This is a genomic window from Colwellia sp. Bg11-12 (assembly GCF_014076955.1).
Classification (GTDB): Bacteria; Pseudomonadota; Gammaproteobacteria; order Enterobacterales; family Alteromonadaceae; genus Colwellia_A.
Genome location: NZ_JACGUZ010000071.1, coordinates 486,567 through 505,264 on the forward strand (window position 1 = coordinate 486,567; position 18,698 = coordinate 505,264).

Here is an 18,698-nt window from a genome sequence, read left to right on the forward strand (position 1 = left end):
ATAACAAAGAGCAATTTGGCTCTGGGAATAAATTATGGCTACAAATTCAATACTAGGTGTCTTTGCAAAGTCACCTATTAAACCATTAGAAAAACACATTCGATTGGTCACTAAGTGTTGTAATCAACTCACTCCTTTTTTTGCTGCTTGTGCTGCACAAGATTGGTCTACAGCAGGAAAGCTTCGCAGTAAAATTTCAAAATATGAACGTGACGCTGACACCTTAAAACGCCAAATCCGTTTAGAATTACCGGGTGGCTTGTTTATGCCGGTTGACCGAGCAGACTTATTAGAATTACTTTCCCAACAAGATAAAATAGCTAACAAAGCAAAAGATATTGCCGGACGTATTTTAGGGCGTAAACTTGTTATACCTGAAACACTACAAGCATCTTTTGTGACTTATGTAGCTAGAAATATAGACGCAGCGGAAAAAGCAGCTGACGCTATTAATGAATTAGACGATTTATTAGAAACTGGATTTCGTGGTCGAGAAGTAGCATTGGTTGAAAAAATGATCAATCAATTAGATGAAATAGAAGATGATACTGACGGTATGCAAATTAAATTGCGTAGCGACTTGTTGGCTATTGAAAATGACTTAAATCCAATTGATGTAATGTTTCTATATCAAATTATTGAATGGATAGGTGATTTAGCTGATTTAGCCGAGCGTGTTGGTGCCCGATTAGAAATTTTACTCGCTAGAAAATAAAGGTTATTCATGGATATTATATTAACACATGGCCCAATGTTGGTCATTATGGCTGGCGTAGTTGGCTTTTTTATGGCGTGGGGCATCGGTGCGAATGATGTTGCTAACGCGATGGGTACATCAGTTGGCTCTAAAGCCCTAACGATTAAACAAGCGATTCTTATTGCAATGGTTTTTGAATTTGCCGGTGCTTATTTAGCAGGTGGTGAAGTTACTTCAACGATTCGAAAAGGTATTATTGACGCTGCTTACTTCGTTGACAGCCCTGAATTACTTGTATTTGGTATGATCTCTGCCTTGTTTGCTGCGGCTACTTGGCTACTTATTGCTTCTATTTTAGGATGGCCGGTATCTACTACACATTCAATTGTTGGTGCTATTGTTGGTTTTGCTGCTGTTGGTGTAAGTCCTGATGCAGTTGAATGGGGCAAAGTACTTGGCATTGTGGGTAGTTGGATCGTAACACCACTTATTTCTGGTATTATTGCGTTTCTTATTTTTAACAGCGCACAAAAATTAATTTTTGATACAGAAAATCCTCTGATACAAGCTAAACGTTGGGTACCTTTTTACATGTTTTTAGCGGGCTTCGTACTTGCTTTAGTCACTATTAAGAAAGGTTTAAAGCATTTAGGTTTAGATATAGGTTCAGTTGAAGGTTATATGTACGCTATTATCGTTGCTGTTTTAGTTGCGTTTATTGGCAAGCTTTTTATCAACCGCTTAAAGTTTGATGAGAATGCAGCGAAGAAGACGCATTATGCTAACGTAGAAAAAGTATTTGCACTTCTAATGATTGTTACTGCGTGTGCAATGGCATTTGCTCATGGCTCAAACGATGTAGCCAATGCTATTGGTCCACTAGCTGCTGTTGTAAGTATTGTCGGTAATGACGGCGAAATTGCGGCTAAATCTGCTATTGCATGGTGGATATTACCGCTAGGTGGTTTTGGTATTGTTGCTGGTCTGGCTTTGTTTGGTCATAAAGTTATTGCAACCATTGGTAATGGTATTACGCATTTAACACCTAGCCGTGGTTTTGCAGCAGAGTTAGCGGCTGCTTGTACGGTTGTTATTGCTTCAGGTACAGGCTTACCTATCTCAACCACACAAACATTAGTGGGTGCTGTTTTAGGTGTAGGAATGGCGCGTGGTATTGCGGCAATTAACTTAACCGTAGTACGTAATATTGTTGTTTCGTGGGTTATTACTTTACCGGTAGGTGCTGGTTTATCCATTATTTTCTTCTGGGGAATGGTGGCAATTTTCACCTAACATTTAACGATGTTAATTTAAGAAACCAGCAGAGATGCTGGTTTTTTTATGGGCTTTAAATAGTAAAATAAAAAGTTTACGTACAGTCGTTTTTTTATTGATAATATTTTAAAAAATAGCGAAATGATTAACTGCTTGGTTAGAGAGCAATATAATTTAAAAGTGGTTAGGTAATGCTTGCCTGAAAGATGATTACCCTATATTATGGCGCTTCTTTGAAATTCATCAGAAATTCAAATTGCCTTGATAGCTCAGTCGGTAGAGCAGAGGATTGAAAATCCTCGTGTCCCTGGTTCGATTCCGGGTCAAGGCACCATATTTCTCTTTATTGAGACTAAAAAGCCCACAAGTGATTGTGGGCTTTTTTCGTTTTATGTTAAGTGAATTCAATATCTACGTTTATTTTCTTTACTGCACCCACTAAGTTAATAGCGTAACAAATTACCACTCACCTTTTAATATCTGCTATTCATCGCAACACTTTTACTGAAAGTAAACTTTTGTAAAGTCATTACTATTTTTTATCATTATTGAATACAATTAAGCCATTAAAAATAGCAGTAGTGGTTTCATATTTTATGGAAAATCGTCTGAGAACGAATGTCAAACAAGGTATTATTGTTGGCCTAACAACAAGTCTGTTGTTAGCTTGCTCTAGTACTTCAGAACTTGATGAAAATATTAGAAATATCAACTTACCAACAACTTGGCAGCAAAGTAATGAAAAGTTACCTGTTGAAGACAATTGGTTATATCAATTAGATAGTCCGCAAGTTCACCAGCTGGTGAAATCTGCACTCGCCTCTAATCATCAATTAAGCATTCAAGCGTATGATGTTGAAATACAAAAGCAGCAACTGATTATTTCGGGTAGTTCGTTGTGGCCGTCCCTTGATTTATCTTTGCGTTCAGGTCGAAATAAAAATAATAACAATGATAGTTACGCTAATTCAAGTTCGGTTAATTTGAATTTGACTTATGAGCTTGATTTATGGGGGAAGCTTTCTGCAGCTGACCAGCAAGCTAACTTAACTTTTATGGCTGAGCAGTCACGTTTTGAGCAAAGTAAGCAGCAATTGGTTGTTAATGTAGTAACCACTTGGTTTGCAGTAGTAGAAGCTGAAAAACTATTATCCTTGTATGAAAGCCGAGTTAACAATTCACAACAAAATTTAGATATTATTGAGTCAGGTTACAACAGCGGGCTAGGAGAGGCGCTCGATGTTTACTTAACTCGTAATGAATTAAACAATGAGCTAACTCGTGTTTCAGAACAAAAATCTACAAAAAAGCAGTTAGTGAGACAACTTGAGCGTTTAGTCGGTGATTACCCCGCAGGAAAGCTACGAGTTGATGCTGATTTACCGCTATTAACTTCAGATATTCCGCTAGGACTTCCATCAGAACTTATCAGCAGAAAACCTGAGTTAATAGCAAGCTGGTATCAGCTTCTTGCTAAAGATGCCGGCCTTGCTTATGCACATAAGCAGCGTTTTCCAAGTTTGAGTTTAACAGCATCGCTAGGGGACAGTGGAACTGATATTGATGATTTACTCTCAGGTTCATCGTTAGCTTGGTCATTACTTGGTAATATTTCTGCCCCGTTGTTTAATGCAGGTCGCTTAGCGGCTAATGAAGAGAAAGCACGTTTATCGCTAAAACAAAACGAACAGCAATACCTTGATCATTTATATAGTGCTTTTACTGACGTTGAAAACGCCATAACACAAGAGAAAAGCTTAAAGCATAGTTATCAAAGTATGTTGGCAGCACAAGAAAATGCCAAGGTTGCGGCTACACTTTCTTTTGAACAATATCAAAGTGGTCTAGTCAATTATACCACGGTACTTGATGCACAAACGCGTTCGTTTGACGCACAAACTACACTGATCAAAATTAAAAATCGCTTAATTGCCAATCGAATACAGCTTCACTTAGCACTCGGTGGCGACTTCACTGTGTCTGAAAAAATTGTCACTACTACTTATACAAAGGCTAAATAATTATGTCTTCACACTCTTCTCTAAATCATGCAACAGTTCAAAAACCAAGTAGAAAGAAAAAACTGATACTCTTAGCCGCAATTATTGGTGTGACACTGCTGTTAGTTGCTTTGATTTTTAATAATCCGCCACAATCAAAACGCTTTAAACCCTCGAAAGCACCCCAGATGACCGTGGAAACAAAAATTTTAGTACCAGAAAGTTATCAAGTGATGGTAGAAAGTTTTGGTACGGTAAAACCTCGCACTGAAAGTATACTTTTTTCGCAAGTTTCAGGACAAATTACCCAGGTAAGTGAGCAATTTCGTGATGGTGGTTTTTTTGAGAAAGGCGATGTATTAGTTCAACTTGATGATAGAGATTACCTGTCAGAAGTTAAAGTCTCTCAAGCAAACCTTTTGTCTGCCAACCAAGTCTTACTTGAAGAAAAAGCTCGAGTGCAACAAGCTCAAGCCGACTGGCAACGTTTAGGAAATGGTAAAACGGCTAATGTGCTTGTGCTAAGACAGCCGCAGCTTGAATCTGCAAAAGCAAAAATGCTTTCTGCTCAAGCACAATTAGATAAAGCAAGGTTATCACTCGAGCGTACGGCAATCGTTGCCCCTTATGCTGGGCGAATTCTAAAAAAACAAGTTGGTATTGGTCAAGTTGTCTCAAGCAATAGTCAACTTGCAACCATTTTTGCTGTCGATTATGTAGAAATTAGACTCCCGATTCAAAATAAAGATCTTGCCCTGATGAACTTACCTGAAGTGTATCGTGATATTGGCGAACAGGGCCGTAAAAATGACGTGAAATTAACCTCTGATCTAATTGGACATCAATCGTGGAATGGTAAAATTATTCGCACAGAAAGTGCTATTGATGAGCAGTCGCAGCAACTTTATGTCGTTGCACAAATTAATCGCCCCTATGACGCAAAAACTTCTGATGGATCACCGATAAAAATAGGCCAATATGTTACCGCTGAAATTGAAGGTAAAGCATTAAGTAATTCGTTGGTTATACCTAGCAGTGCTATTTATCAAGGCAGTTATGTCTATACGGTAGAAAAGGGCTTGTTGATGCGTAAAGAAGTTACTCTCGGTTGGCAAAATGGTAAACAGTCAATTGTTGAGTCTGGGCTCGTTGCTGGTGACGAGTTGGTGCTAACGTCGTTAGGTCAAGTAAGTTCAGGAACGCCTGTTGCCATTGAAGGCAGTGTGTCAAGCCAAGGTAATAAACAAGGCTCAAAAAAACAAGATAAAATAGCGAAACGTAAAGCAGATAAACAAGAGAAACGTAAAGCAGCTAAACAAGCAAAGGATGAATCACAATGATTGCATGGTTTGCTCGAAATCACGTAGCGGCGAATCTATTATTAATAACCATATTGATTTTAGGTTTGTTTAGTCTTTCCGTAAGGATACCCGTAGAGGTTTTTCCCTCATTTGCCTCTGATCGTATCAACGTAAACGTTTCATTACGTGGCGCGACACCCGAAGATGTAGAAAAAAGTATCTCTATTCGTATTGAAGAGGCCATACAAGACTTAGAGGGTATTAAAGAAATATCTAGTCGCTCTTCTGAGGGGGCATCTTCTGTTAATATTGAAGTTGAAAGCGGTTATGATGCACGAGAAGTATTGGCTGACATTAAAAGCCGAGTCGACTCTATTAACACTTTCCCAGCAGAGGCTGAAAAGCCTGTTGTTTCTCTAGCTACGCGAAAGCGGGAAGTTATTTCGGTAAGTGTCGCGAGTATATATGGCGAAAAAGAAACACGAGAGTACGCAGAAAAAGTACGTGACGAGCTGTTAAAAGTACCTTCAATTACCCAGGCTGAACTGAGTGGTGTACGTAATTACGAAATTTCTATTGAAATTCCGCAAGACAAATTACAACAATATAACTTAACTATTGCCCAAGTATCAGCTGCAATTAATAATGCTAGCACTGACGTTTCTGCAGGTAATTTAAGAACACAAGGTGGTGATATTTTATTGTTGTCCAAAGGCCAAGCCTATCGTAAAGATGAGTTTGCTGAGATAGCAATAAAGACCCACACTGACGGTTCTATTTTACGCTTGTCTGACATTGCATTGATCACCGACGCTTTTGAAGAAACTCCGGTAAGAACAAGGTTTAATGGCAAACAAGCAGCCTTTATTGATATTTACCGTATTGGCCCACAAAGTGCTATCGATGTTGCTGATGCAGTAAAAAACTATATTGATGAACAACAAGGTAACGTGCCTGTAGGTGTGGAACTCAGCTATTGGGATGATGATTCCCAAGTGGTAAAAAATCGTATTTCCACGCTAACAACAAGTGCGCTGCAAGGGGGCATTTTAGTCCTCGCATTATTGAGCTTATTTTTACGCCCATCGATCGCGTTTTGGGTATTTCTTGGTATTCCTATTTCGTTTATGGGCGCTTTTATCGCGATGCCATTTTTTGGTATTACGCTTAATGTGATGAGTTTGTTTGGCTTTATTTTAGTACTCGGTATTGTGGTGGATGACGCCATTGTCACCGGAGAAAATATTTATACCCATTTAAAAACAGCTAGCTCAGGTGAAGAAGCGGCTATTAGAGGCACACAAGAAGTGGCAACTCCGGTCACTTTTGGGGTATTAACCACCGTTGCTGCATTTTTGCCTCTCGCGTTTATTGAAGGTGCACGAGGCGCATTGTTTGCACAAATTCCTGTCATTGTTATTCCGGTATTATTGTTTTCCTTAATAGAATCAAAATTTGTTTTACCGTCGCATTTAAAGCATTTAAAGTTACGTAGTCAAAAAACAAAAACATCTAAATTTAGTCAATTTCAACAACGTTTTGCCGATGGCTTTGAAAGTACAATATTATGTTATTATCAGCCGTTATTACAAAAAGCGATTAATTTTAAAACGGCTACGTTTTTTGGTTTTGTCGGGATTTTCTTAATCATTATTACCTTGGTCATGAGTGGCTGGACTAAATTTATTTTCTTCCCCAGAATCCCCAGTGAAACTGTACGTGCGTCATTAACTTTACCCGCGGGCTCGCCATTTGAGGTAACCAATAAACATATCTTAAAAATGACCGAAAAAGCAGAAGTGTTACGTGCTAAATATATTGATGAAGAAACTAATGAAAGCATCATCATTAATATTTTAGCCACGACTGGTGGTCGAGGTGGTACGACAAATCAAGGAAGTGTGCGCTTTGAAATAACACCGCCAGAGTCTAGGCACTCATCTATTGGCTCTGCGCAATTAGTGCGGGAGTGGCGGGAAATGATTGGGCCAATTCCTGGGGCTGAAAGTATGACTTTTAGAGCTGAAATAGGTCGGTCATCCAATCCTATTCAAGTGCAATTGAAAGCAAGTTCATTAGACTCACTTAAAGAAATTACTGATAAAGTTAAGGTGCGTTTAGCAACATATCCAACCGTTTTTGATATAGAAGATAGCTTGTCAGATGGTAAGCAAGAGCTACAAATTGAGTTAACTGAGCAAGGCAAAGCTTTGGGGCTAACCAGAGTGAGTATCTCTAATGAAGTACGCCGTTCTTTTTTTGGATCACAAGTTCAGCGTATTCAAAGAGGTAGAGACGATGTACGTGTAATGGTGCGACTACCATTAAATGAACGAAGAACGACCGCTGATTTAGAAAGTATTCTTGTTGGCACCCCCAATGGTGGTTCGGTGCCTCTGGCACATGTGGCTAGGTTAATTCCAGGAAAGAGTCCTTCAACTATTTCTAGAATTGATCGTTACAGAACCGCTAGTGTTAGTGCTGATGTTGAAAAAGAGAATATCAACATGACAATATTACAGGCTGATCTTAAAACCTACTTAGATGAACTGCTGCTACAATATCCTGGTGTCAGTCATTCTCTAGAAGGAGAAGCGAAAGAGCAACGTGAATCTTTTGGTTCGTTAGCTTGGGCATTGCTCTTTGTTTTCTTTATTATTTATGCCTTACTGGCTATTCCATTTAAATCTTACATACAGCCCCTTATTGTTATGAGTGTTATTCCTTTTGGCATGATAGGCGCGGTAATAGGTCATTGGATAATGGGTATGGAGTTAACTATTATGAGTTTGCTGGGGATGTTGGCACTCATTGGTGTTGTGGTAAATGACTCTCTAGTGTTAGTTGACTTTATTAATAAAAAGCGATCAGAGGGGATAAAACTTATGGAGTCGGTGCTTACCGCGGGTGCTTCGCGTTTTCGTCCGGTGATGTTAACGAGCTTAACCACTTTTATTGGCTTAATGCCGTTACTTTTTGAGCAATCGACACAAGCACAGTTTCTTATTCCAATGGCTGTTTCTCTTGGTTTTGGTATCTTGTTTGCGACTTTTATTACGTTAATTTTAGTGCCAGTGAACTATTTAATTGTTGAGCGACTAAAGGAATTAATAGGTGTGAAACCCACTCATCAAACTTTAGAGCAAGCTTAGTTTTTAATTCATCCAAGTGTAAATAATAAAAAACCCAGTTAAAAAACTGGGTTTTTTCATTTTGAAATAAAGCTAGAAATCTTCCAACATAAACTCTAACGAGTCTTCATACGCTTTCAGTTCTTTTTCAAGTTGGAACCTTTCCTTTATTAGTTCTATTTCACGCCATTTTCTTTTCTTATTAGTGCTTTCTGAGGGCTTAGATCTTTTACCAAATGAGCCCAATACTTGTTGAAGTTTTTCCATAGAACACTCCTTTTTATTTAACAGCATCTTTTTAATAACACATTCAAGGTGATAAGCAAATAATTAAAGCAATAAAAAACCGCAACGTTTGATGGTAAAGTAGCTCGGTTTAGGTCTTATTTTGAACTAACTGTATGATAATTAGCTGTTAAAGTAGCTCAGCAAGTTGTTTTTCTAATTTGATCTGATCAATGGTGAAATTTCTGATCCCCTCGGCAAGTTTTTCTGTCGCCATGGCATCTTCATTCATTGCCCAGCGATAGCTACTTTCTGATAACTTGTCTTGGCTGGCTAATGTAGGTTGTTCACTAAATAATTTTTGCTCAAGTGTTTCATGACATTTTGATAGTTCATCTAATAAATTAGGACTAATTGTTAAACGGTCACAACCGGCCAGTTGACGTATTTCGTCGATGTTGCGAAAACTTGCCCCCATCACTACTGTTTTATAACCCTTACCTTTGTAGTAGTTATAAATACTAGTGACTGAGATAACACCAGGGTCTTCATCGCCAGCGTACTCACTTTTACCGCTGTCTTTTTTGTACCAATCTAAAATGCGGCCCACAAAAGGCGATATTAAATAAACACCGGCTTCTGCACAGGCTTGTGCTTGAGCAAAACTAAATAATAATGTTAGGTTACAATTAATGCCTGCTTTTTCGAGTTGTTCAGCAGCTTTGATACCTTCCCAAGTTGACGCAAGCTTAATAAGAATACGTTCATTACTAATTCCCGCTTCTTTATACATCGCCATTAGCTTATGCGCTTTGGCGATTGAAGCTTCGGTGTCAAATGATAAGCGTGAGTCAACTTCTGTTGAAATACGCCCAGGGACTGTTTTTAAAATTTCTAAGCCGATCAATACTGATAATTTATCAGCGGCATCAATAACGTGTTGTTCTGCACTTGATGATTGTTCTTTTGCCCATGTAACCGCTTCTGTGAGTAAATGCTGATAGCTTTCTAATGAAGCTGCTTTTAATAATAATGATGGGTTTGTCGTTGCATCTTGCGGTTGAAAATTTGCGATCGCTTCAATATCGCCAGTGTCAGCGACTACTGTGGTCATTTTTTTTAATTGTGAAAGCTGATTTGTCATGTCCTTTACCTTTTTAACGTGAAACTTGAGATTGGAGTATTATTACAACATAAATGGCTGAAAAAGCGATAAATCATTGATGTAATGCCTGATATGACTATATTTGTAACAAATTTTCAATATATAGCAAGTATGTTTGACATTTTTTTAAAGCTATTTCAATTGGCTTATCATTTCGCTTCATGTTTAGCGGTTTTATTGTATTATATGGTTTATATATTCAGATACAGTCAATAAACGGATCCTTTATGCTACTTGTTGTTTCCCCGGCTAAAAATTTAGACTTTGAGTCACCATTACCTACTGATAAATATTCTCAACCAGAGCTTTTAGCGCACAGTAAAACATTGATTTCGCATTGTATAAAATTAACGCCTGTTGATATATCAACACTTATGGGCATTAGCGATAAACTTGCCGGGTTAAATGCCGCTAGATTTGGTGAATGGTCGATGCCTTTTACGGTTGATAATGCCCGCCAAGCAGTATTAGCTTTTAATGGCGATGTTTATACGGGATTAGACGCAAAAACGTTTAGTGCTGACGATTTTGATTTTGCCCAAAAACACATGAGAATTTTGTCTGGCTTATATGGCCTTCTTAAACCGCTTGATTTAATGCAAGCGTATCGTTTAGAAATGGGCACAAGGTTAGCGAATGAACGTGGCAGTAACTTATATCAGTTTTGGGGTGATATTATTACAGACAGCGTTAATCAAGCTTTAGAAGAACAAGGTGATAACGTATTAATTAACCTTGCATCAAACGAATACTTTAAGTCAGTGAAAAAGAAAAACCTTAAAGGTGAGATCATAACTCCCGCTTTTAAAGATTGGAAGAACGGTCAATTTAAAATGATCAGTTTTTTTGCTAAAAAAGCACGAGGTCTAATGGCACGTTATATTATTGAGCATCGCTTAACTGATGTAGAACAACTTAAAGCATTCGATGTTGCAGGTTATCAATACAGTGAAGATTTGAGTCAAGGGAATGATTGGGTATTTACCCGCAAAGAAACTGAATAGTCGGCTGAAATTATTGGGCAAGGAACCGCTTAGTTACTTACCCATTATCATTACAGTGATAACTTATAGAAAAAGAAAACAACAAAAGGAAAAGGAATGCTTTCATTACTCGCTAAACTGTTTAATGCATTGAACTCAGAAAGTTCAACTAGACAAATATCATTGGCCATTGCGTTAGGTTTTATTGTGGGTTTATCTCCACTATTAACCTTACATAATATCGTTTTTTTGTTTATCGTTTTATTTTTACGAGTCAATATAGGTGGATTTATAGTCGCTTGGGGATTTTTTAAAGGGCTAAGTTACTTATTATCACCGTTAATTGTTAAAGTGGGTGAATCTTTACTTACGGCTGAGTCTTTACAATCAATGTTTGATGCGTTTTACCAATTTTCATTGTTCAAGCTCGCTCATCTACATCATACCTACACTTTAGGTGCCCTAGTAATTGGTTGTTTATTGGCTATTCCACTTTATTTTATCAGTAATTTTTTAATTGAAAAATATCGTCTGCATATTAAAGCCTTCTTTGAAAAATTCCGTATTGTGAAAGCATTGAAAGCATCCAAGTTTTATCGTCTTTATTGCCAAGTTTCTGGTCAAGGAGAATTGTCATGAGTCGTTTTATTCGCTGGAAAGGGTTAGTTAGTTTTTTTGTGGTGATAGCATTAATCATGACTTTTATATATTTTTTTGCTGATGCGTTAGTTAAGAAAGGTATAGAGAAGTCAGGAGAATGGTATTTAGGTGCTGAAGTTAATGTCGAAAATGTTGAAATAATGTATGCCCCGTTAACACTCAATATTGAAGGTTTTCAAGCAACAGATCCAGAAAAACCAACGCATAATTTAGTGAGTTTTTCTCAAGCGTCAGCCGGTGTTGATGTATGGCAATACTTATTTGGCAAACTATACATCAGTGACTTAACCGTTGCGGAGTTACGTATAGATCAGCCAAGATTGTCGGTAGGGCAAGTATTCACTCTTATTGACCAAAATGCTGAAAATGGCAACAAAGGGGCGGACAACTCTGTTTTACCCGGACTTGATGTTAGCTTGCCTACAGTGGATGAATTACTTAATAATAGCGATTTATTAACGGTTAAGCAGGGTAAAATTTTAGAACAAAGTTATCAAATAGAAAAGAAAAAGCTGCAAGGTATTTATGAGACGCTCCCTAATAAAGACACGTTAGCTGACTACAAAAAACAAGTTGAAGCACTCACAAATATAAAGATTAACAGCTTAGCCGATCTTGAAAAGCTTAATAAAGACTTTACAGCGCTGAAGGCACAGTTTGATGCTGACCAAGCGATTGTTAAACAAGCTAAAGAACAAGTCAGCACTTCTAAAGCGTTATTGACCAAGCAAACACAGGCATTGAAAGAGGCACCTTCAGCTGATTGGAAAATCATTGAAAGTAAGTATCAACTTGATAGCGTAGAAGGTGCTGATTTTGCACATATGCTGTTTGGTGAGCAAGCACGTGAATATTTTGGCTATGCCGATGCGGTTTATCAAAAAATAGCCCCATTAATTAAATCTTCTAAAGTAGATAAGCAAGCTGAAAAAACAACAAGTGAAGGGCGCTATATACATTTTAACGATGACACACCTTTACCTGATGTGCTGATTGAACAGGCAAAGTTTTCTTTGATTTTACCGCAAGGTGAATTTGCCATCAGCGGCAAAGAATTGACACATCAACACTGGGTTCGTGGCAACAACAGCGTAGTTAACGTTGAGAGCGACAACGTACAGGGATCTGGGAAATTAGCATTAGCACTCGATTTTTCATTAGACAAGCAGCGTATTTTAAGTGGTAATGGTATATGGAAACTCTCAGATGTTGATTTGAATGCGGTTTCACTCCAGGAATCAAGCGCTTTTACTTTGCAACTTGATAGTGGCTTGTTGTCAGGAAAGGGGACTTTTTCATTACTTGATGAACAACTTGATAGTGAAAATAGCCTAAGCCTTGATAATACTCAATATAGTGGTGCGGGTACATCTCATTTAAGTACGCTCTTTATTGACACAGTTCAGTCTTTAAAGACATTATCGTTAACGATTACAGCAAAAGGTAAAATGACGGCTCCAAAGCTGTCTATTTCATCGCCACTTGATAAACAGTTAAAAAATTCAATGGTGAAGCAGGTATCAAATAAACTGACGAGTTTTAAAACGGATGTTAAAGCAGGTTTGAATACTAAACTCAGTAAAGCGTTAGGAATGAGTAATGATGAAGCGCAGTCTTTAGTCGATGTTGAAGGACTGATTAGTCAGACTGATCAAGCTTTAGATAACCTGATTAATTCAGATGTTGTAAAAGCGAAAAAGAAAGAGTTTGAAGACAAGCAAAAGAAAAAGCTCGAAGATAAAGTAAAGAAAAAACTAGGTAAGTTATTTGGTTAGACATTTAGTTCGACCCTTTAAAAAGGGTCACGCGATATATGACTCGGTGTTATTGACTTGTTTTCCGTCGAAGTGAACGGGACAGTAAATGAGATAAATTACTATAATATACCTATAAAAAAGCCTCAGCTTATTGTTAAGTTGAGGCTTTTTATATTCAGAATGAATGCAATGACGCAAGAGCTAGGGGGAATGAGCGATGGTATCAACGTTTACTTTATTAACCATTAAGCTTTAATGCCTAAGCTGCTGAGACCACCACTTTTTTTGCCCTTACTATTGTAAGTCATTGATGAACGGTTGTGATTCTCAAGTAGGGAGTTTTTCATGCGTTCAGCGGCAAGCGATGAGTGTTGTATTATCTGACCATTGATATGATTTTTGTCTTTGCAACGGAGAAGAATAGCTTCAATTTCAGTAATGTCTTTATGATGAATACCTGATGCTATTTCATTTTTAACAAGTATGTTTTGAGCATTTTGCTCATCAAGTTTTTGTATGGCTTCAAGCAAAGCTCTTTTCTGCTCAGTGACAGAAATTAAGGCTTCGGGGTCTTGTTGTTGTAATATTTCTTTTTCAACGCTGAGCAGATGTTCAAGCTGCTGTAGGTTAAGTAATTGTTGGGCAATTAATTGCTCTGCTGCTAACGCTGCCATCACTTATGAACTCCTGTGATTAGGTTAACAGCTTACTATTAACCTAGTTTAAATTCGAAATTTGCTATGCTGGCGGCAAGCTTTTCTGGATTAACTTTGTACTCACCATTTGCAATCGCTTTTTTCAGTTGATCAATTTTTTTCTGGTCTACTGCCGGTGCATCATTCGATTTCTTTTGTAACTCATTCAGTTGCTGAGCTTGTGGCGTTAAAGACACCGAATCTTTACCTGCAGATTTTCCTTGTTCACTGCTGGCTGCATTTTGTGTGGCTTGCTGTTTTACTTGTACTTGTTGATCAAGTTTTTGCTTTACTTGATTATTGTTTGACAAGTTATTGATATTTATAGCCATAATACTATCCTAATATAACGGGTTGATATTCACTATCTTGTTATCGGCAATTAACCTAATAACTTAACCATTATTATAAATTAATTACAACTTTGTTGATAGCGGATACTCGCCCTGTTACCGTTCGGCCACTGCTGTCATTTTCAACCTGTATTTGTTCTCCAAGAGCACCGTCTTTAAGGGCTATACCTGAAGTTTTTATCATTAACGTTCCTGACTTAGCAATAAGCGTGACATGGCTTCCTTTGCAAACGAAACAAATATTCTTTCTGGTCAGAATAGCACCTGCAGATATTTTTCTTTTGGCTCTAGTACCAATAACAATTTTGGTATCATCGAGGATCTCACCGCGTATCCTGAGTGTGTCACGATATTCAATGATTACATTTGATGCATCAACTCTACTCCCTTTGCTAATGATACTTTTTGCGACGACTACTGGCACAACTACTTGGATCCTTGCAGGAATAAAAAGATACCACGGTGTTGGATCATTGCAATTTATTTTGACATTTACGTTTCTACCATTATGATTTTCAGGTATATTTGCTTCTAGAGCAGATAAACAAGGTTTGATAGTAATTCTAGGATCTAGCGTGGAGACTGATACCGTCATTTTTCCTTGAGTCGGTAATGCAATGTTATTTTCAATAAATTGTATGACAAAATTTTGAAGTTGCTCGCGGTTAATTGTTTGGCCAAAAGTTAAATTAGGCAAAAGTGCTAATATTAGTGAAATAATGATAGAAATCTTTAATATGCTCATAAATTTGTCAACTATTTGCTAGGGAAATTAAAATACTCGTCTATGCTTAATTAATATGTAAACTTAACAACAAGTAAAAACAGATGAATACGCACCAAACGTCAAAAAATTGAACGTCAAATATCGTATATATAAGCACAATCAAGAAGTGTGCCTTTTTGTGAATTAAGTAAAATGAGGTTTGTATGGCAGGAATTTTAGATTCAGTAAATCAACGTACTCAGTTGGTTGGGCAGAATAGGCTTGAATTATTACTTTTTCGTTTAATAGGGTCACAACGTTTTGGTATTAATGTTTTCAAAGTACGTGAAGTAATGCCTTGTCCGCGTTTAACCTTGCTCCCTGGGCAAGACTCTTTCATTAAAGGTGTTGCACATATTCGTGGTCAAACCATTTCAGTGATTGATTTAAGCAAATCTACAGGTGGGCCAGAAATAATTCCTGATGAAAATTCTTTTGTTATTATTGCTGAGTATAATCGCAGCGTACAAGGGTTTTTAGTCGGAGGCGTTGAAAGAATAGTAACGTTGAGCTGGAAAGATATTATGCCACCGCCAGAAGGTACGGGTAAGTCTAGTTATTTAACAGCGGTTACTGAAATAGATAAAAAAATGGTCTCTATTTTAGATGTAGAAAAAATCCTAAATGAAATTAGCCCCATTTCAACCGAATTAAGTGAAGATGTTGCTGATGCAACTGTTGGTGAAAGCCTCGGCGAACGAGTCATAATGATCGCTGATGATTCAACCGTCGCACGAAATCAAGTTAAACGCGCTTTAGAGCCTTTGGGTTTAAATATGCTGTTAGCTAAAAATGGCCAAGATGCTTTGGACCAATTACTCGTTTTAGAAGCTGAATGTAAGGTGTCAATAACTGAAAAAGTGGCTCTGCTGATATCAGATATTGAAATGCCTGAAATGGATGGTTATACCTTAACCGCAGAAATTAAAAATAATGACCGACTTAAAGCTATGCCTGTTATTTTACACACCTCACTAAGTGGTGTCTTTAACAATGCCATGGTTGCAAAAGTAGGTGCAGAAGACTTTATTCCAAAATTTCATCCTGATGAATTAGCCACAGCAGTAAAAAAATGGTTAAAGAAAGATGAAATAGCGAAAGATGTCAATTAACCCGTACTTTGTTTAGCGTATTTTATACCCGATAAACTAGCACAATAATAATTTAAGGTGGAATATCGTAGTGTCAGACCGACAGCTTGATGATAGCAGCTATCATCAGTTTAGAGTTTTTCTCGAGAAACAATGTGGCATCGTGTTAGGTGAAAATAAACAATACCTAGTAAAAAGCCGTTTAGCGCCTTTAATGACTAAATTCGATGTTGCCACATTGGGTGACTTAGTCACACGTACTCTCAGCCCCGTAGAAAGACAGTTGCGTGCGGCAGTCATAGATGCGATGACAACGAATGAAACTTTGTGGTTTCGTGATGAGTATCCCTTTGAATTGCTGAAAAAGCGCTTACTCCCAGAGTTTAAAAATCAAAGAACGCCCTTAAAAATATGGTCAGCGGCAAGTTCTTCGGGACAAGAACCGTACTCTATTGCAATGGCGGTACAAGAATTTAAACAAAGCAATCCTGGCGCGTTTTCTGGTGGTGTTCAAATTATTGGCACTGATATATCAAATACGATGCTAGAACATTGTAAGTATGGTCATTATGACAGCTTAGCTTTGTCGCGTGGTTTATCTCCCGAACGCAAAAGAATGTTTTTTGAAGATGGCGATAAAGGCATGTCAAAAGTTAAAGATTCAATTAAAAAGATGGTGAGTTTTAGACAACTTAACCTATTAAATAGTTATAGTTTGATGGGTAAGTTTGATATCGTTTTTTGTCGTAACGTATTGATTTACTTTGCACCTGAAATAAAGAAACAAATAATAGCTCAGTTTGAAGGTGTATTAAACCCTAAAAAATACCTCTTTCTTGGTGCATCAGAATCACTCACCGGTTTGAACCAAAATTTTGATATGGTTCGTTGTAATCCCGGTATTATTTACCAGAAAAAGAATTAACCTCCCTCAAAAACTTCATATGGCATAAATATTGTATAGTTATCTTCATTGATTTGGAGGTAACACTATGGCTATCAGTTTTGAAAAAGCACTTGGCATTCACCCACAAGCACTTGCCGTTCGCGCTCAGCGAGCAGAAGTTATTGCGAGTAATATCGCAAATGCAGATACACCTGGCTATAAAGCTAGAGGTATGGACTTTAAGACGGCCCTAGCTCAAGCCTCCAGTAAACAACAATCAGGTATGTCTCGAACCAATGAAAAACATTTTGATGTTCGCACTGAACTCAACAATGGCGTGCAGTTTAGAACACCTAATCAACCAGATACAGGTGATGGTAATACTGTAGATGCACAAGTGGAACGAAACTTGTATCTAGAAAACTCAATGCAGTATCAAGCTAGTATTCAATTTCTTAGTAGTAAGATAAAAGGCTTGAAAAAAGCTATTACCGGATCGGGGCAATAATTATGAGCTTATTTAACGTATTTACTATATCTGGCACGGGTATGAGCGCTCAATCTGTACGCTTAAATACCACAGCAAGTAATATAGCTAATGCTGATAGTGTTAGCAGTAGTGTTGATGAAACTTATCGAGCACGGCACCCTGTTTTTGCCGCAGAGATGCAAAAAGCTGCCGCTGGACAAGATAGCTCAGGAGTGGGTGTTAAAGTTTTAGGTATTGTGGAAAGCAATAAACCTTTAACCGTTGAACATAACCCAGGGCACCCAATGGCAGATAAAGATGGTTATATTTATAAACCAAACGTGAATGTGATTGAAGAAATGACCAATATGATTTCGGCATCACGTTCGTATCAAACAAATGTTCAGTTGGCTGAATCAGCAAAAAACATGCTGAATAAAACCTTGCAGCTTGGCAAGTAACAATCAAAGGTGGAATGAAAAATGGAAACAGTAAGTGGAAGTAAACCTTTAGATGGCATGCGCTGGCAGAAGGAAGAAATAACAAAGTCTGATAATAACAAGGGCATGTTAACGCAAGAAGATTTTTTTGCATTGTTAACAAAAGAGCTCTCACATCAAGATCCGACTAAGCCTGTTGAAAATAATGAGATGATTTCTCAAATGACCGCATTTTCAACCACTGATGGCGTGGCAACATTAAATGACCAATTTACGTCATTTGCCGCATCAATGTCATCTAGCCAAGCATTGCAAGCTTCTTCATTAGTAGGGCGAAGCGTATTAGTTGATGATAATGTTTTTGGTATGGCTGAAGGTGACAGTGTTAAAGGAAAAATGGTCACTGATAAGGCGGCTAGCAACGTTAATATTTATGTTGAAAATAAAGCAGGTGAACTTATTCAAACCGTTCCTGTTGGCAGTGTTGCCGCAGGAGAGTTTACCTTTAGTTGGGACGGTAAAATGGCCAACGGAGAGCCGGCTAAAGAAGGCGCCTATCGCTTTAGAATCGCAGGTTTAGTTGATGGGCAAGCATCAGAGTTGCAAGCGATGACTTATCGTAAAGTCGATAGTGTGACGTTGGCAGGAGCAGGTGGAAATATTTTATTAAATCTTAATGGTGGCAGTTCCATGGCACTAGCAGATGTGGTGGAAGTATCAGAAGGGTAAATTGATCAATTCAATTTACGCCACTGTTATTTCAAGAAAGAGTGAATACTCGAAATAATTAAGATAAACAGTTTT

Annotated in this window: 18 protein-coding genes and 1 tRNA gene; 14 read left to right on the forward strand and 5 right to left on the reverse strand. The window is 37.8% G+C overall.

What is annotated here, in order from left to right:
• Nucleotides 1-34: 34 nt before the first annotated feature.
• The 6 genes from H4J39_RS11145 to H4J39_RS11170 all read left to right on the forward strand — a co-directional run bounded on the left by H4J39_RS11145 (nt 35) and on the right by H4J39_RS11170 (nt 8,425).
• Nucleotides 35-715 carry a TIGR00153 family protein gene (locus H4J39_RS11145; RefSeq protein ID WP_182177012.1) on the forward strand — a complete coding sequence of 227 codons (681 nt, stop codon included), beginning with the start codon at nt 35-37 and terminating at the stop codon, nt 713-715.
• Between the two features lie 9 nt (nt 716-724).
• Nucleotides 725-1,990: an inorganic phosphate transporter gene (locus H4J39_RS11150; protein ID WP_182228263.1), complete on the forward strand. Its 1,266-nt coding sequence runs from the start codon at nt 725-727 to the stop codon at nt 1,988-1,990.
• Nucleotides 1,991-2,230: 240 nt separating this feature from the next.
• Nucleotides 2,231-2,306 (forward strand) — tRNA-Phe (locus H4J39_RS11155).
• Nucleotides 2,307-2,568: 262 nt separating this feature from the next.
• Complete coding sequence (locus H4J39_RS11160) at nt 2,569-3,993, forward strand: TolC family protein (RefSeq protein WP_182228265.1); 1,425 nt, start codon at nt 2,569-2,571, stop codon at nt 3,991-3,993.
• Between the two features lie 2 nt (nt 3,994-3,995).
• Complete coding sequence (locus H4J39_RS11165) at nt 3,996-5,312, forward strand: efflux RND transporter periplasmic adaptor subunit (protein ID WP_182228267.1); 1,317 nt, start codon at nt 3,996-3,998, stop codon at nt 5,310-5,312.
• Nucleotides 5,309-8,425: an efflux RND transporter permease subunit gene (locus H4J39_RS11170; protein ID WP_182228269.1), complete on the forward strand. Its 3,117-nt coding sequence runs from the start codon at nt 5,309-5,311 to the stop codon at nt 8,423-8,425. The genes H4J39_RS11165 and H4J39_RS11170 overlap by 4 nt, the downstream gene beginning before the upstream one ends.
• Nucleotides 8,426-8,497: 72 nt before the next feature.
• Here H4J39_RS11170 and H4J39_RS11175 read toward each other — a convergent pair whose 3' ends face one another.
• Nucleotides 8,498-8,671: a DUF3545 family protein gene (locus tag H4J39_RS11175; protein WP_182177007.1), complete on the reverse strand. Its 174-nt coding sequence runs from the start codon at nt 8,669-8,671 to the stop codon at nt 8,498-8,500.
• Between the two features lie 148 nt (nt 8,672-8,819).
• Nucleotides 8,820-9,773, reverse strand: coding sequence for a transaldolase (gene tal / locus H4J39_RS11180; protein WP_182228271.1), 954 nt, complete (start codon nt 9,771-9,773; stop codon nt 8,820-8,822).
• Between the two features lie 248 nt (nt 9,774-10,021).
• Between tal and yaaA the strand changes: the two genes are divergently transcribed.
• From yaaA to H4J39_RS11195, 3 genes are all read left to right on the forward strand, one after another.
• Complete coding sequence (gene yaaA, locus H4J39_RS11185) at nt 10,022-10,798, forward strand: peroxide stress protein YaaA (protein WP_182228273.1); 777 nt, start codon at nt 10,022-10,024, stop codon at nt 10,796-10,798.
• A 96-nt stretch (nt 10,799-10,894) separates the two neighbouring features.
• Nucleotides 10,895-11,416, forward strand: a complete 522-nt coding sequence (locus tag H4J39_RS11190; RefSeq protein WP_182228275.1) for a TIGR03546 family protein — start codon at nt 10,895-10,897, stop codon at nt 11,414-11,416.
• Nucleotides 11,413-13,212 carry a TIGR03545 family protein gene (locus H4J39_RS11195; protein ID WP_182228277.1) on the forward strand — a complete coding sequence of 600 codons (1,800 nt, stop codon included), beginning with the start codon at nt 11,413-11,415 and terminating at the stop codon, nt 13,210-13,212. Before H4J39_RS11190 ends, H4J39_RS11195 begins: the two co-directional genes overlap by 4 nt.
• A 227-nt stretch (nt 13,213-13,439) precedes the next feature.
• Here H4J39_RS11195 and flgN read toward each other — a convergent pair whose 3' ends face one another.
• The 3 genes from flgN to flgA form a co-directional block, all read right to left on the reverse strand.
• Nucleotides 13,440-13,868 carry a flagellar export chaperone FlgN gene (gene flgN, locus H4J39_RS11200; protein ID WP_182228279.1) on the reverse strand — a complete coding sequence of 143 codons (429 nt, stop codon included), beginning with the start codon at nt 13,866-13,868 and terminating at the stop codon, nt 13,440-13,442.
• 38 nt (nt 13,869-13,906) lie between these two features.
• Nucleotides 13,907-14,221 carry a flagellar biosynthesis anti-sigma factor FlgM gene (gene flgM, locus H4J39_RS11205; protein WP_182228281.1) on the reverse strand — a complete coding sequence of 105 codons (315 nt, stop codon included), beginning with the start codon at nt 14,219-14,221 and terminating at the stop codon, nt 13,907-13,909.
• Nucleotides 14,222-14,294: 73 nt separating this feature from the next.
• The gene (gene flgA, locus H4J39_RS11210) at nt 14,295-14,987 is read right to left on the reverse strand and encodes a flagellar basal body P-ring formation chaperone FlgA (protein WP_182228283.1); all 693 of its coding nucleotides are present in this window, start codon (nt 14,985-14,987) and stop codon (nt 14,295-14,297) included.
• Nucleotides 14,988-15,172: 185 nt separating this feature from the next.
• On the opposite strand from flgA, the gene H4J39_RS11215 reads away from it, so the two are divergent.
• The 5 genes from H4J39_RS11215 (at nt 15,173) to H4J39_RS11235 (ending at nt 18,623) form a co-directional block, all read left to right on the forward strand.
• Nucleotides 15,173-16,120, forward strand: a complete 948-nt coding sequence (locus H4J39_RS11215) for a chemotaxis protein (RefSeq protein WP_182228285.1) — start codon at nt 15,173-15,175, stop codon at nt 16,118-16,120.
• Between the two features lie 70 nt (nt 16,121-16,190).
• Nucleotides 16,191-17,024: a protein-glutamate O-methyltransferase CheR gene (locus H4J39_RS11220; protein WP_182228286.1), complete on the forward strand. Its 834-nt coding sequence runs from the start codon at nt 16,191-16,193 to the stop codon at nt 17,022-17,024.
• Nucleotides 17,025-17,091: 67 nt separating this feature from the next.
• Nucleotides 17,092-17,493, forward strand: a complete 402-nt coding sequence (gene flgB / locus H4J39_RS11225) for a flagellar basal body rod protein FlgB (protein ID WP_182228288.1) — start codon at nt 17,092-17,094, stop codon at nt 17,491-17,493.
• 2 nt (nt 17,494-17,495) lie between these two features.
• Nucleotides 17,496-17,915, forward strand: a complete 420-nt coding sequence (gene flgC, locus H4J39_RS11230) for a flagellar basal body rod protein FlgC (RefSeq protein WP_182228290.1) — start codon at nt 17,496-17,498, stop codon at nt 17,913-17,915.
• A gap of 21 nt (nt 17,916-17,936) precedes the next feature.
• On the forward strand, nt 17,937-18,623 hold the full coding sequence (locus H4J39_RS11235; protein WP_182228292.1) for a flagellar hook assembly protein FlgD: 687 nt from the start codon (nt 17,937-17,939) through the stop codon (nt 18,621-18,623).
• Nucleotides 18,624-18,698 lie beyond the last annotated feature (75 nt).

Coding starts and splice junctions, on each gene's coding strand:
- H4J39_RS11145 (WP_182177012.1), top strand. CDS start 35: ATGGCTACAAATTCAATACTAGGTGTCTTTGCAAAGTCACCTATTAAA.
- H4J39_RS11150 (WP_182228263.1), top strand. CDS start 725: ATGGATATTATATTAACACATGGCCCAATGTTGGTCATTATGGCTGGC.
- H4J39_RS11160 (WP_182228265.1), top strand. CDS start 2,569: ATGGAAAATCGTCTGAGAACGAATGTCAAACAAGGTATTATTGTTGGC.
- H4J39_RS11165 (WP_182228267.1), top strand. CDS start 3,996: ATGTCTTCACACTCTTCTCTAAATCATGCAACAGTTCAAAAACCAAGT.
- H4J39_RS11170 (WP_182228269.1), top strand. CDS start 5,309: ATGATTGCATGGTTTGCTCGAAATCACGTAGCGGCGAATCTATTATTA.
- H4J39_RS11175 (WP_182177007.1), bottom strand. CDS start 8,671: ATGGAAAAACTTCAACAAGTATTGGGCTCATTTGGTAAAAGATCTAAG.
- tal (WP_182228271.1), bottom strand. CDS start 9,773: ATGACAAATCAGCTTTCACAATTAAAAAAAATGACCACAGTAGTCGCT.
- yaaA (WP_182228273.1), top strand. CDS start 10,022: ATGCTACTTGTTGTTTCCCCGGCTAAAAATTTAGACTTTGAGTCACCA.
- H4J39_RS11190 (WP_182228275.1), top strand. CDS start 10,895: ATGCTTTCATTACTCGCTAAACTGTTTAATGCATTGAACTCAGAAAGT.
- H4J39_RS11195 (WP_182228277.1), top strand. CDS start 11,413: ATGAGTCGTTTTATTCGCTGGAAAGGGTTAGTTAGTTTTTTTGTGGTG.
- flgN (WP_182228279.1), bottom strand. CDS start 13,868: ATGGCAGCGTTAGCAGCAGAGCAATTAATTGCCCAACAATTACTTAAC.
- flgM (WP_182228281.1), bottom strand. CDS start 14,221: ATGGCTATAAATATCAATAACTTGTCAAACAATAATCAAGTAAAGCAA.
- flgA (WP_182228283.1), bottom strand. CDS start 14,987: ATGAGCATATTAAAGATTTCTATCATTATTTCACTAATATTAGCACTT.
- H4J39_RS11215 (WP_182228285.1), top strand. CDS start 15,173: ATGGCAGGAATTTTAGATTCAGTAAATCAACGTACTCAGTTGGTTGGG.
- flgB (WP_182228288.1), top strand. CDS start 17,092: ATGGCTATCAGTTTTGAAAAAGCACTTGGCATTCACCCACAAGCACTT.
- flgC (WP_182228290.1), top strand. CDS start 17,496: ATGAGCTTATTTAACGTATTTACTATATCTGGCACGGGTATGAGCGCT.
- H4J39_RS11235 (WP_182228292.1), top strand. CDS start 17,937: ATGGAAACAGTAAGTGGAAGTAAACCTTTAGATGGCATGCGCTGGCAG.